The organism is Streptomyces sp. N50 (genome assembly GCF_033335955.1).
In the GTDB taxonomy this organism is placed as follows: domain Bacteria; phylum Actinomycetota; class Actinomycetes; order Streptomycetales; family Streptomycetaceae; genus Streptomyces.
In genome coordinates this window covers 5,030,738-5,042,477 of the sequence record NZ_CP137549.1, presented here as the reverse complement: position 1 = coordinate 5,042,477, position 11,740 = coordinate 5,030,738, and the positions used below count along the sequence as shown (strand labels likewise).

Annotated in this window: 12 protein-coding genes; all 12 read right to left on the bottom strand. The window is 62.2% G+C overall.

Features of this window, described 5'->3' with window-relative positions; all coding sequences use genetic code 11:
- Window positions 1-271 precede the first annotated feature (271 nt).
- Window positions 272-763, bottom strand: coding sequence for a DNA phosphorothioation-associated protein 4 (locus R2B38_RS22515; protein WP_318017856.1), 492 nt, complete (start codon window positions 761-763; stop codon window positions 272-274).
- Complete coding sequence (locus R2B38_RS22510) at window positions 760-2,826, bottom strand: AAA family ATPase (RefSeq protein WP_318017855.1); 2,067 nt, start codon at window positions 2,824-2,826, stop codon at window positions 760-762. Before R2B38_RS22510 ends, R2B38_RS22515 begins: the two co-directional genes overlap by 4 nt.
- On the bottom strand, window positions 2,823-2,987 hold the full coding sequence (locus R2B38_RS22505) for a hypothetical protein (protein WP_318017854.1): 165 nt from the start codon (window positions 2,985-2,987) through the stop codon (window positions 2,823-2,825). The genes R2B38_RS22510 and R2B38_RS22505 overlap by 4 nt, the downstream gene beginning before the upstream one ends.
- 21 nt (window positions 2,988-3,008) lie before the next feature.
- On the bottom strand, window positions 3,009-5,096 hold the full coding sequence (locus tag R2B38_RS22500) for a DEAD/DEAH box helicase family protein (RefSeq protein WP_318017853.1): 2,088 nt from the start codon (window positions 5,094-5,096) through the stop codon (window positions 3,009-3,011).
- Complete coding sequence (locus R2B38_RS22495) at window positions 5,096-5,572, bottom strand: hypothetical protein (RefSeq protein ID WP_318017852.1); 477 nt, start codon at window positions 5,570-5,572, stop codon at window positions 5,096-5,098. Before R2B38_RS22495 ends, R2B38_RS22500 begins: the two co-directional genes overlap by 1 nt.
- A 246-nt stretch (window positions 5,573-5,818) precedes the next feature.
- Window positions 5,819-6,124 carry a hypothetical protein gene (locus tag R2B38_RS22490; protein ID WP_318017851.1) on the bottom strand — a complete coding sequence of 102 codons (306 nt, stop codon included), beginning with the start codon at window positions 6,122-6,124 and terminating at the stop codon, window positions 5,819-5,821.
- A complete protein-coding gene (locus R2B38_RS22485) occupies window positions 6,121-6,306 on the bottom strand; it encodes a hypothetical protein (protein ID WP_318017850.1) in 186 nt (61 codons plus the stop codon). The genes R2B38_RS22490 and R2B38_RS22485 overlap by 4 nt, the downstream gene beginning before the upstream one ends.
- Window positions 6,306-7,352: a major capsid protein gene (locus R2B38_RS22480; RefSeq protein WP_318017849.1), complete on the bottom strand. Its 1,047-nt coding sequence runs from the start codon at window positions 7,350-7,352 to the stop codon at window positions 6,306-6,308. The genes R2B38_RS22485 and R2B38_RS22480 overlap by 1 nt, the downstream gene beginning before the upstream one ends.
- Window positions 7,353-7,376: 24 nt before the next feature.
- Window positions 7,377-7,787 carry a head decoration protein gene (locus R2B38_RS22475; RefSeq protein ID WP_318017848.1) on the bottom strand — a complete coding sequence of 137 codons (411 nt, stop codon included), beginning with the start codon at window positions 7,785-7,787 and terminating at the stop codon, window positions 7,377-7,379.
- A 102-nt stretch (window positions 7,788-7,889) separates the two neighbouring features.
- A complete protein-coding gene (locus R2B38_RS22470; protein ID WP_318017847.1) occupies window positions 7,890-8,468 on the bottom strand; it encodes a hypothetical protein in 579 nt (192 codons plus the stop codon).
- Between the two features lie 266 nt (window positions 8,469-8,734).
- Window positions 8,735-10,225: a hypothetical protein gene (locus R2B38_RS22465; protein WP_318017846.1), complete on the bottom strand. Its 1,491-nt coding sequence runs from the start codon at window positions 10,223-10,225 to the stop codon at window positions 8,735-8,737.
- A 198-nt stretch (window positions 10,226-10,423) separates the two neighbouring features.
- Entirely contained in the window at window positions 10,424-11,602 is a 1,179-nt protein-coding gene (locus R2B38_RS22460; protein WP_318017845.1) for a restriction endonuclease, read from the bottom strand.
- Window positions 11,603-11,740: the final 138 nt, after the last annotated feature.

The window sequence follows — 11,740 nt, the reverse complement described above, 5'->3', positions numbered from 1 at the left end:
CACATCGGGTCGGGAACCGCGACGCAGATCGGGACGCTCAGGGGGTGGGGTTCTCGTCTCGGAGCTTTGCCCCGTACCCTCGGTAGTGATTGTTCCTCCTAATGGGGATGGATCGGTCATCTCAGGCGGCTCCCTGGTGCAAGCAGGGGGCCGCCGTCATTGCGGGTGGATCACTGGCAGCCGGCCTCATCCCTTAGCGAGATCAGGAACAGCTCGCCCGCAAGTGTGCTGAACGCGCGCTGAACCGTATCTATACGTGAGCAGAAAGACGTCAGGACCAGTCCGGGCGGGACAAGATCTTGCGGATGTCTGCAGGCACCTTGCTACTCTTGTCCCTGTCTTCCATGCACGCCTCACGCACTAGGTCCACAAGGGTGTCTGCAACCGGTGAGCGTGAGGCATTGATCTCCCCCTGCAAGGCTGCGAGCCCGCCGTTTGCGTACTCTTCGAAGATCCGGATACGTTCCGGCGCCCTGGCATCACTAAGGATCTCGGGGTCGCCGGGGGACTTCATCACAGCCAAGGCATCGATGAAAGCTTCACCCGTCGGCATCTTCTTGAATACGTCGAAGCGAATCTGCGTCTCCGTCTTCTCGAACGGCTCGCACCTGTCCCGGGACCAGCCCAACGCCGCCGCGAAGAGTAGCGCTTCGGCCATCGAGATGAAGATGCCGTCGTTCTCTGCCAAGAGCTGCTGGACCAGTACCTCTCGCTCCTTAGGACGGCGAACGCGGAGGTCGCCAGCAATGATCTCGCTGCTCATGCCTGCACCTCCGTCAGAACCGCACCATCGAACGAGGCGCTCACGACCTGGTAGGGATACGCCCGCCCGTCCACACTGATCGTTTCAGTCACGTCCTCGATGTCTGCCTTTCTCGAGTGCGTCGTGATCACGTACTGCTTGCCGACGTAGGGGGCCAGATACTCCTCCGCCGCACCTTCTGCCTGGGCCTTGCTCGTCAGCACGATGACTTGCGACGCCATCTGCGGCAGGAAGGTCGCGACCCGCCGCCGATAGTCGACATCCAGATTTCCGAACGCAGCATCCAACACCACGGGGAAGTCGCTCATGTCCATCTGGGCATGAGCATCGTTCTGGGCAACGCTCCGGCATTCTTCGGCGAGCGCTGCTACGAATGCCAGCGAAAGCAGCATGTTCTCGCCAGTCGACTTGGGAGCGCGCCGGCGCTCCTCACCGGATCCGATCCACAACTCGAGTTCAAAGTCCGGAGTCAGTTCCGGCGTGTAGTCCTTCAGTGAAGACTTCTCGAAGACGCGCCGAATGCGGTTGTCCAGGCTTCGTCGAGTGCGTTCAGAGAGCAGTTCAAGAGTCTTCTCCAGTGCCTCTTCCGCTTCCCGCAGTACGGCAATCCGCTTCTGGATCCGCTTATTGGTTGCGTTCTTTACCTCGAGCTTCTCCACCAGGGAACTCTTCTGTTTCAAGAGCGTGTCCAGTTCCTCGAGACGCAGCTGCACGGCCCCGAGACGTCGTGTCTTCTCATCGATTGCCTGGAGGCGTTCGTCCCGCCTCGCTTCCAACCGTGAGATGTCCTCTTCCGGAACGTTCTTGAGCTTGGCCGCGATCTCGTCCAGGTCACCTTTGAGTCCGTGTACCGTTTTGCGGCGTTGATCGATACTCTTGTCGAGTCGCTCAAGATCCTCTATTGCCGACTTCCGCTGCTCCTCCAGAGTGCGCATCGCCCCCTGAAGGACTGCCCACGCGCCTTCTACCTCGGCGAGTCCAGCTCTGGCCAACCACTCTTCGATCTTGGCGCGCTGAGGACTCCCCTCGGGCAGGTGAGTTCCGCAGATGCATTCCGCTGCGCTAAGGAGGTCCTCGACGAAGGTCTGCTTCAGCGGCGCCGGCAACTGACCACGTTCACGCAAAACACCGCCAGCAACATGGATCTGGTCCGACAAACCAGGCAGAAAAGTCAGATAGCCATACTGACGCACGAGTCGGACGCGCGATTCCAGATCATCCCTTAGCGCTGCGTCTGCATCTTCCTTGAGGCGCTCGCACCGTGCCCGAGCTTCCTGTAGCTCTGCCGCGCCTTCGAGCGATCGCAGACGCGTATCGATGCTCTCTACATCAGCCTTGAGGTGCCCGATCTCCGACCTGAGGAGGTCGTGTTCCTCGCGCTTTTCCTCCCTCTCAGACTCGAAATCATCGATCTCCTTATTGACCTTGTCGATGGCAATTCCGCCATCTTCCTCGGACTTCAGCTTGTGCCTGATCTTGTTCCTAGCGCTCGGCAGATGGCGCCGCGCCCTCTCCAGCGGCTCGATACCGAGCACCGTCTTGATCGCTGACTGAATCTCCGAATAAGCCTCTTGCTTGGCCAGGTACTCGATGCGCTCACCGTTGATAAAGAAGAATCCAACAAGCCGCCCAGGCAGAATCTTCTCGATTACGTTGGACGGATTATTGACTTTACGCCAGACGCCACTCCCGTCCTCAATTCGGAGTTCGAAGTCCTCCCTTCCGGCGTCCTGATCCGGACCACGTTTAGTGACCGCTCGCCTTCTGGTGACTCGATGAGTCTTGCCATCATGCTCGAAGGTGAGCGTCACCGACATCACCACCTCCTGACCAATCTCGGCAGCAGACCAAGCTTCGGAGTTGATCAGGCGTTCTTTGTCTTCGAGATCTTCGCTCAACTTTCCATACAGTACGTAAGTGAAGGCGTTGAGCAGGGTCGTCTTCCCCCCACCGTTCGTCCCATAGAGGGTCGTGACATTCTTGCCTGCCAGGGTGGAGAACTGAGCTGTTTGCTCATTCCCATAGGGGCGAAAGTTCAGGATCTCGATCGACGAAATCTTCACTTAATGAGCCCCTCAACCTTCGAGATGATCATGTCAGCAATCCCCTCCGGTTTCGCAAAGTGCAGGTTTTCTCGCTCGATCTTGAGGACTTCCGAGAGGAGCTCGCGCGCCTCTTCGCTCAGCCCTCCCCAGATCTCTTCAATTTCCTGCTCTTCTTCCACGATCAGCCCATCCCCTCTCGATTACACGTCCATAAGGTCATAGCGCTCACGCAATTCCCTAAGACACGACAATGCGAATCCCTGATTTTCTGCATACTGGGCGAACTCGATACATCTCTCGAGTTCGCGTCGAAAAAGCTTCTTCTCTAGCTCGTATAGTTCTGGTGATCCTGGCGGAACGGCTACGAAATCAATGATGTCGGCACGCCGCTTCCCCTCAGCCCGACGAAGCACCCTCCCCCGACGCTGAATGAACTGCCTAGGGTTACTGCTGCTAGCCAGCATGTAAGCAATGCGCGCATCTGGAAGATCCACCCCTTCGTCCAGACAGCGCATGGATGCCAAGACTCTGATATTCCTACCAGTCGAGAAGTCATCCAGAACCTCACGCCGAGTACGCGTGTCTTCGGCTGCCGTATACGGATGTGTGGGAATTCCAAGCTCAGATCCAGAAAGCGCCATCGCTTCATCAATTTGTCGCGCACCCGAGGCTCCGTCTCGGGTAGGTTTCCCACCTTCAGCACAGTAGATCAGCTGATAAGGGTCATCCTTACGAGCCTTGAGTTCATTTCGCAGTGCCGAAATTTTCCCGGATGCGTGACCAAGAACATTCGCCCTCTTCCTCAGCAGTTGCCCCAATCGATCCTCGACGTCGATTCCGGATGAAGCCTTCGCAATGAGCCTGCCAATTTCCCTGGTCAGATCGACGTAGAGTTCCGACTCTTCGTCATCTAGCGGAACCAACACTGGAAAGTATCTATAGGGTGTGAGGGCGCCGATCTCAATTGCTTCCTTGATTCCCAGATTCACGAGAATGTCACCGAAGTACTCGGACAGTGCCGCAGTACCTTCGACATCCATGTATCGATCAGGGGTTGCCGACAATCCCAACCGGAAGATCGCGTTCTCGGGAAGACTCTGCTGCAACTTCAACGAACCCAGGTTGTGCATCTCATCAGCCACCAGGATCAGTGGAACAGTAATCTTCTCTAGGATCTTTTGAAATCCCTCGGTGGCGAAGGTCGCGTTCGTAACCAAAATTGCAAGATGTTGTGGCTCGCCCGAGCCCAGAGCGGCAAGTGCATCCCGCACGTCCGGCTCCCACCCCTGCCATGAATCTCGACATTGGATGGGTGTCACTCCAAAGTCTCGCAGCTCATCTGCCCATTGATCGGCAAGCCCAAGCAGCGGTACAACGATGACGGTGACAAGTGGACTGCCGACAGCTCGGAGCTGACGTCCAAGCTGGTCGACAGCGGCAAGCGCAGTGATCGTTTTCCCTGTGCCCGTAGCCATCTGAAAGATGCCTAGCCCTCGCGCAGCGAGCCACGCTTCGACAGCTTCCTTCTGGTAGCGCCTCAGCACGAGGCTCTCCGGGAGAGTTAGCCATCCGTTGGGTGCACGCCCGGTCACTTGCCCATCTTGACGACGCGACTGCCCAAGCTCGATGAGCTTACGGCGGGCGGCTTCGGGGAATTCGATGACTTCGAGGCTGGGCGTCTGACCTAGCCAAAGGTCGTCAAAGTCCCGCTGAATCGCCCGCGCTCGATTTTCATCCTCGTTCTTCCACGAGCGAAAGACATGCACTGACTCGAAATTATTAAGGAATGCCGATTCTGTCTCATTAAGAGACCCCGTGAACGCGACATGGTTGCCTAGTCGATCCGTAATCGTGCCGATCTTCTCGTGGTAAATACCAATGCCACGTTCCGACCGCATGAAAGCAATCTTGATGTCGAGCTGCCTGTTAGCAATCAGACGTCCGAGTAGCGCCAACCGGTCAACCGATGCATCCGCCAGTGTGGATGCATCCTCTAGCTCTCGAGTGAGAGCACGACTGACGACATCACGCTGTGCATACCCACGCTTGATCGCTTCGACATCTTCACTCTGCAGATTTGGGCTAGCGACAAGACGGATCTTCCCGCCTGTTCGCTCAAGTTCCTCGATCCCCCTCGCCGCGACAGCCAACGCGCCACTGGTGAAATAGCCCACCGCGCGGTCGTAACGCGTCGCAACCGCGAGGCAGGGGATATAAAAGTCCTGAACTACATCAGCAGAACCACTTCTATAGCTATCTGAAATAGGAATTTCCCGAAGGTCTTTCATCAGGCAGACCTCCGTCCGCGGATTGCCGCCATGAATCCACGCGCAGTCAACGGTTCAATCGCTTCTTCTGCTTTTACCAGTCGCGCTGCGCCAAGCTCATCGCTGTCCCCGATGGGAAAGTGATGCTGAATCGGAGATGCCATTGACAGTAGCAATGCGGTCAAAATATCTTCCGCAGTCCTTGGTCCACAATTCCGCAACTCAAGGATTTCAGGAATCGTCGATTTCAAGAGCGCCCTAATGTTCCACATTCCATTGGCCGTGAGCGCTCTCCTCGCCCGCACGGTGGAGCAGAAAGGTCGAACATCCAGCGCGGGCACCCTCAAGATTCCAAGAAGATTCTCGATCTTCTCGTTGCTCTCGATGACAACTAGTTGCTTGGCTACGGATTGAGCGGCAGCTTCACGGGCACGGATGGTGGGGCGCTGCGCGATGACAGAGACAGGGGACGTGGAGGACAACGAAACCTCTTCCATGCCGCCCCCGTTCGTTCCCCTGTTTTGACGCCTGCCCATACGCAGGAAGCCAGCCCATACATCGACCCCATAGTCGTGTTGGTGACCCACCCTATCCCGTCGCCAACCATTCTGTGGACCTACGCATGTCATTCTTCCGAGTAACGCATTCTGTTGGCCAGAAAGCGCTTTCACAGGTAATAATGGGAAGTTTCGCCAACACCGACAGCCCGTCCAGATATTGGCACAAATCGCCCACTTCGATGGTCAGCGCATTGGGCGACGCACCAGCAGGGTCGGAGGTTGGACCTCTCCTCCGCTGTCCCCGGCGCCATCAAGCCCTGCGATCTGGCGCTCGAGGGCCTTCACGTTCTCCGCGTTGTTGACAGTGGCGACCCCCTGAACCGTGACAGCCAGGGGGTCGGACACGAGAGCGGCCTTGCGCTCGCGGAGGACTTCGGTGGCAACGGCCGGGAGCGAACCGAGGCGCTGGTAGCGGGTGTCCAGATCAGCACGGTCTGCTTCGCCCAGTTCGGAGCGGAGGTAGGCGTATTCGGCGTCGGTGAGGGTCACGGTGTCTCGGCCTTGGTGCGGCCGGGCTGGCGAGGCGGTTCCGGGGCCCAGGCGTCGGGGTGGGTGATCTGGTCGGCGATCGCCGGGTTAGCGATCGCCGTGCCCGGCTGGAGGAGCAGGGTCTCGTGCGTTGTCGGGTCGGTGACGAAGACCGCCGCGGCGAGGGTGCGGGCCGCGGGCATCAGAGGACCTTCGCCGTGATGTGGATGTCCGGGACGTACAGGATGGGCATGGCGACCGCGGCGCCCTTCGTCCAGACCTGGACCGGGTCGTCCTGGTAGCCATGCGTGATGACGATTCCTGGGGCGTCTTCGCGGGTGATCGCCGGGTTGGTGCCGGAGGACAGGACCAGGGACTCCGCCGTGATGCCGTATTGGGTCTCCGCCCATGACTGCGGATTTGGCGGGAGGAGGATCCAGCGGTCCTCGGGGATGACGCGCTGGTAGGTGTCGTCGACGGAGATCTGGACGTCGTAGACGGTGATCGGCGGGAGGTTGTAACGGGCGCGGACGACCTCGACCTCATTCGGGGCGAGGACCGCGGTCGGAGTGGCGGAGCCGTTGACGCTGCCGTAGTACGCCGCGCGGTAGGCGTCGTTCGCGGCAAGGGTCGCTCGGGCCTTGTACGAGGTGATCACACGGGCCGGGAGCGGGGCTCCGATGGAGCGCAGGTACTCGATCCAACGCAGTTCGTCGGCGAGAGGGTCGCTGGTCGGGTCGGACCAGGGCTTCGCTGCCGTGGGCATGTTAGCGGCGGGGACGCCGAAGTCGGCTTCCAGGTGGAGGCCGTTCTCGCCGTTGAGGGTGAAGACTCCGTCGGTGAGGAGGTCGCCGGCGGCCAGTTCCATGCGGTTGTGGATCGACTCGACGTGGCGCTCGATGTCGTCGTAGAGCAGCTCGACGAACTCCGTGGTGTCGGCGCCGCGGGAGGTGTCGAGGAGGATCTGTTCGAGTTCGCCGATCAGCAGCTTCTGGCCGAGCGGCGGGAGCATGCCCTCGGTGACGATCTTCTCGGCCTGGCGGCGAGCTACGGCGGTCTGGGCGTCGTACGCACGGAACTTCGCGGCGTTCACGCGACGCTTGCTGCTCCTGATGCGGAACTTGACGGAGTTCAGGCGGCGTTCGGGCATGACCGTGCGGGTCAGCTCGTAGTCGGCTGGGGTGGTCATGGTGCGGGCGAAGGCGTTGATGTCGGCGGCGTCGATGTCGCGCAGCAGGGTGTCGAGCATGGTCGGTGCGGCTCTTCAGATGAATCAGATGAAGTGGATCTGCGCGGTCGACTGGGTGATGTCCGCCGGGTTCAAGCCGCCGGGGATGTGGGCGGCCGCGATGACGCCGTGCCACAGCAGGGCCGCTCCGGCGCGGGGGGTCGTCGAGGCGAAGGGGACCTCGGCGAGCAGGACGCCGGTGAAGGTGGCGCGGCCGTCGGTGGCGGTCTTGTCCCACGGTCCGTAGAGGCCGGTGGCGGTGATGCGGCCGAGCGGGATGCCGGAGAGGAAGGTGTTGCGCGGCTGAAGGAGGCTGCTGAGCCTGTAGTGCGTCCCGCTGGTGAACAGGGCGACGTCGAGAGTAACGGTGAGCGGGGTGTCGAGTCCGTGCCGGGAGGCGAGCCAGGGGCGGTCGGCGGTGGTGGACTCGGAGTAGGTGATCGGCTGGAGATCCACGCCGGGTTCCTTCGGGCAGGCCGGGTGAGCGGCGAGTCCGTACGGTCACCGGGCGGTGCCGTCGTCCGCGGGTGGGTGGTGGGGCGCGGTCCCCGTGGGGCGTCAGGTGTTGGTGAGGTGACCGCGGCGGCGGGCGATGCCCAGGCCGAGCGAGCCGGGGCGCGATGGAGTTCCGCCGGAGCGCGGCGGGATGCCGCCGGACGGGCTACCCGAGGGCGGGGCCGGCGGAGGTGGCGGGGGCTGCTGCTGGCCGAAGAGTTCGGGGCGGCGCTGCTTCAGGTCCTCGGCGGCCTGGGTGAGGGCTGCGGTGTCGGCGTCGAGGTCTGCGGCTCGGCTAAGCAGGAGGACGGCGTCGTCCAGGTCATTGCCGGTGGCGCCGAGGCCGACGAGGAGTGCCCGGCGGGCGGCGTCCCGTTCGCGGGCCGCGGCAGCCGACTCTCGTTGCTCAGCCTGCCGTTCGCGTTCGGCGGCGGTCTGCTCGCGGCGCTCGACCTCGGACAGCTGGGCCTGTTCGGCGTCCTTGCGCTCCTGCTCGGCCTGGCGCTGGGAGTCGATGAAGTCGGTCAGGGACTTCGCGGAGTCGAAGCCGAGGTTGCCGAGGAGGTCTCGTACGCCCGCACGGCGGCCCTGGTCCTTCTCCCGGGCAAAGCGGCGGGACAACTCCTCCTGGGGGATGGTCACCGTCGCATTTCCGACGTCACCCGTCGGGGCTGGATCGCCCGTCGGCGGGTCACCGGAATCGTCGGAGGAGGCTCCGAGAATCGGCAGGATCGGACGGCCGTCACGGCGGTATCTGAGCGGTGCGAGCGGCAGTGGTGGCCGCATGGCGGATTCGGGGTGCATGATCATCGGCGGGCTCCTCGCCCAGACGCCCCCGCGTCGGCGCGCAGTCTAACCAGACCCGTCCCGTTCCTGCCCACGCGTACCAGCAAGAAGATTCCCCGTATCTACGCTGCCTCGTCATCCACTTCCTCGTCTTCAACCTGGCTTTGTTGGGCCGCTGTTGGAGTACGACGCTGAATACGTGCCACCTCCAGCGCTGCGTCATCGATGGGGAAGCCCGCGTCGACGAGCATCCGTACGCCCGTCTCCAGCGACAGCACACCCGCCGCGACGCCCTGGGTCACCAGGTCGAGAATGCCCGCCCGGTCAGCGGGCAGGTAGGAGCCGAGAGCGATGGACGCCTGCGGCTGCTGGCCCGGCGGGAGCACCCCGCCGGCCTGGTACAGGCGCAACACCATCTTCAGCAGCAGCGGATACTTCGCCGCACGGGCCAGGCGCATGGAGCGGACCATGGCGTCCAGCGGGCCGAAGCTGAGCTGGATCGCGTACCCGGAGGGGGCCTGGGAGACTTCCATGGTGCCCAGGACGCTGGCCGGCAGACGGGTCACCACCGACAGGCGATCGCGCAACGTGTCGACGTAAGAGCGGAGTTCGGCGAGCTGGGTGGAAGTGTCCACCGTGGTGAGCTGGCCGCTGTCGCCGAGGGGCCAGACCATGCCCGGCTGGACCTGTACGGGGAGCGGCTGACCGGACTTACGGTCTACGGGCAGGCGGGCGCCGGACAGGCCGATGATCGGCGAGCCGGTGGTGGCCGAGGCCCGCTGACTGTCGGTGTCGGCCGCGCCGAGGTCGTCGATGAGTTGGGCGGCCTTCATCAGGCTGGACTGGCCGAAGTGTTCGGCGCCGTTGATGGTGTTCGGCACGTGGATGATCGGGATGAAGTCCAGTTGCAGGTCCAGGTGGTTGAGAACATCTCCGTCCGCGTTCGTATGAAACCGGGCCCTCTTCAGCGACAGGGAATCGACGTCGCCGGTCCGGTCCACCTGGTCCAAGTCCCACTCCGCGTCGGTCAGATAGCAGGTGAGTGCGCTGGGCCGCGCCGACCACGGGTACGTGCGCGTCATCGGCTCGCCTTCGCCGATCGGGCCGAGCTCGTAGGTGACGCGGCGCAGCGTGCCTTTGCTCCCCGTCGCCGGGTCGGCCGCGGTCTCCCAGGCGAGGTGAATGCGTGCGGGGTACTCGTCGGCGTCAATCGCGCCGTCCGGAAGTACTGGGAAGTAGAAGCCGGGGTCGATGGTCTTGAGCACCGGTCGTCCCTTCTCTCGCGACCATGCGAGGAGGTACACGGAGTCTCCGAGCAGGACCGCGTTGCGCTCCGCGTACTGCATCCGCATCCACAGGTGTTCGGAGTCCGCCCAGTCCCGCAGCAGCGTTTCCGCATCCTGTGCTGCCTGGTCGGCTTCTTCTGCTCCTGCGACGACGATCTGCTGCGTCTCACCGAGCAGGTGCGTCAGCGTCTGGTCGACGATGAGCGCCGGGTCCCCGTACTCGCGCCGGTCCGCGCCGTCCTCGCCGAGCAGCGCGGCGGCCTGGTTCGTGTCGTACGCGGCGAGCACTGTGTACGCGGCAAGGCGGCGCCGGTCTGCCTCCGGCACCCACCCCGCACCTGCATGTCCAGGCAGCCCGAGGGCGTGATTCTCGGAGGCACGTTGGAACGCCGGCTTGAACGCCAGCGCGCCCCACGTATCGATGATCAAGTTGCGCCAGGGCCGCACAGGCCACTCCCGTCTGGTCGGAAGGCTGATGGGTCGGCGCAGCCTAATCCTCGGCGCGTGTCCTGCTCCCAAGGGAGCTCATAGAAGCTGAAGTTGATCGAGCCACCTGAGCACTCTCAATGCCTGCGTCGGACTCAACCCGAGTGGCGGATTCTCGCCAAGCTCTCTACGCAAGTCGGTCATGTCGGATGCGCCTCGCGCCAGATTCCTGATCTCGCTGGCTCCGGCAATTCGAGACAGGAAGGCAGTGCTGAGCAGCTGGGGATCTGCCGTCCTGGTGACGTCCTCCCCAAGCGAGGTCAGCACCACTCGGTCGCTCTCGATCTCGGCAAGTCCCAAGGAGAGCAGGATGCGCATCCTGCGTCGAGCAACATCCGCGCGGCCGATAGAGGGGAACCTCTGCTGAAACGCGGCAACGTACTCGACCAACGGCGGTTGCCCCAGCGCGAGCCGCGCCATGGCAACGACAGTCTCGAAGTAGTTCGCGCTTCGTCCGCCTGGCAGCTTCTCGAGGATGTAGTCCGCACTCCCGGATCGCACCTCGCCAGCCGTCGCGGCCAGTTCCTCAACGGCATCAGACTCAGGGCTTGCTAGACCCTGCTCATCCACCGACAGAAGAACAAGTGGGGATGAATTGATGCCGACGCCGTGCTTCGTCATCAAGTCCACGAGATGGTCGCCGTCAATCAGGTAGATCGGCTTCTCTTCAGCACGAGCTGCCTCCACGCGGGCGTACCGCGAGAACCTGGCCGTAGTCACGATCAACCCCATGGGATGCCGAACCGCAGCGCCCCGGAGGTTCTGCACCTCCGGCCTTCCTACCGTCTTCCGCTTGTCGTAGCGCTTGACCTGGACGGCGATTGGGGTCCTGGCGATGCCACCAGACGCGAAGACAGCTTCGATGTCCACCCCAGCGTCGTTCGAGTACTGAGAGACTCGAACCTCCTCGTACCCCATCGCTGCCAGCAGCCTGCCCACGATGTTCTCGAAGGTCCGTGGATGTACTGCCTTCAGTTGGGCCAACAGATCAGCCTTCACCTGGGCGTTCCAGCGCTCAACGCCCAATTCGACCTTGTTGCCTTCAGCTCGTAGCCGTACCGCTCCACCAGTGATCATGAAGCGTTGGCGATAACCCATCTCGGTACGTCGGGCATCGTCCTGAAGTAGTTCTTGCGCCAGTTCTCCCGGGGACGTCGGAGCAGACGAGTCCCCTTCCGCCCCGACGAGGAGATCCTTCGCGAGGTCGTCGAGAGGCACCAACCCACGGTGATGCTTGTTGAGGATTTGGAGGGCTCGGTCAGCAACAGATTCGTAGTCCCGCGTCACACATCTCATCCTGCCAGGGGCCACTGACAATGCCGCGTGAGCTCATCAACTTCACTTCTGGATACGGCT

Excerpts from the sequence above, each read along its gene's own strand:
- R2B38_RS22480 (WP_318017849.1), bottom strand. The coding sequence starts at position 7,352 with ATGCTCGACACCCTGCTGCGCGACATCGACGCCGCCGACATCAACGCC.
- R2B38_RS22515 (WP_318017856.1), bottom strand. The coding sequence starts at position 763 with ATGAGCAGCGAGATCATTGCTGGCGACCTCCGCGTTCGCCGTCCTAAG.
- R2B38_RS22500 (WP_318017853.1), bottom strand. The coding sequence starts at position 5,096 with ATGAAAGACCTTCGGGAAATTCCTATTTCAGATAGCTATAGAAGTGGT.
- R2B38_RS22495 (WP_318017852.1), bottom strand. The coding sequence starts at position 5,572 with ATGGAAGAGGTTTCGTTGTCCTCCACGTCCCCTGTCTCTGTCATCGCG.
- R2B38_RS22485 (WP_318017850.1), bottom strand. The coding sequence starts at position 6,306 with ATGCCCGCGGCCCGCACCCTCGCCGCGGCGGTCTTCGTCACCGACCCG.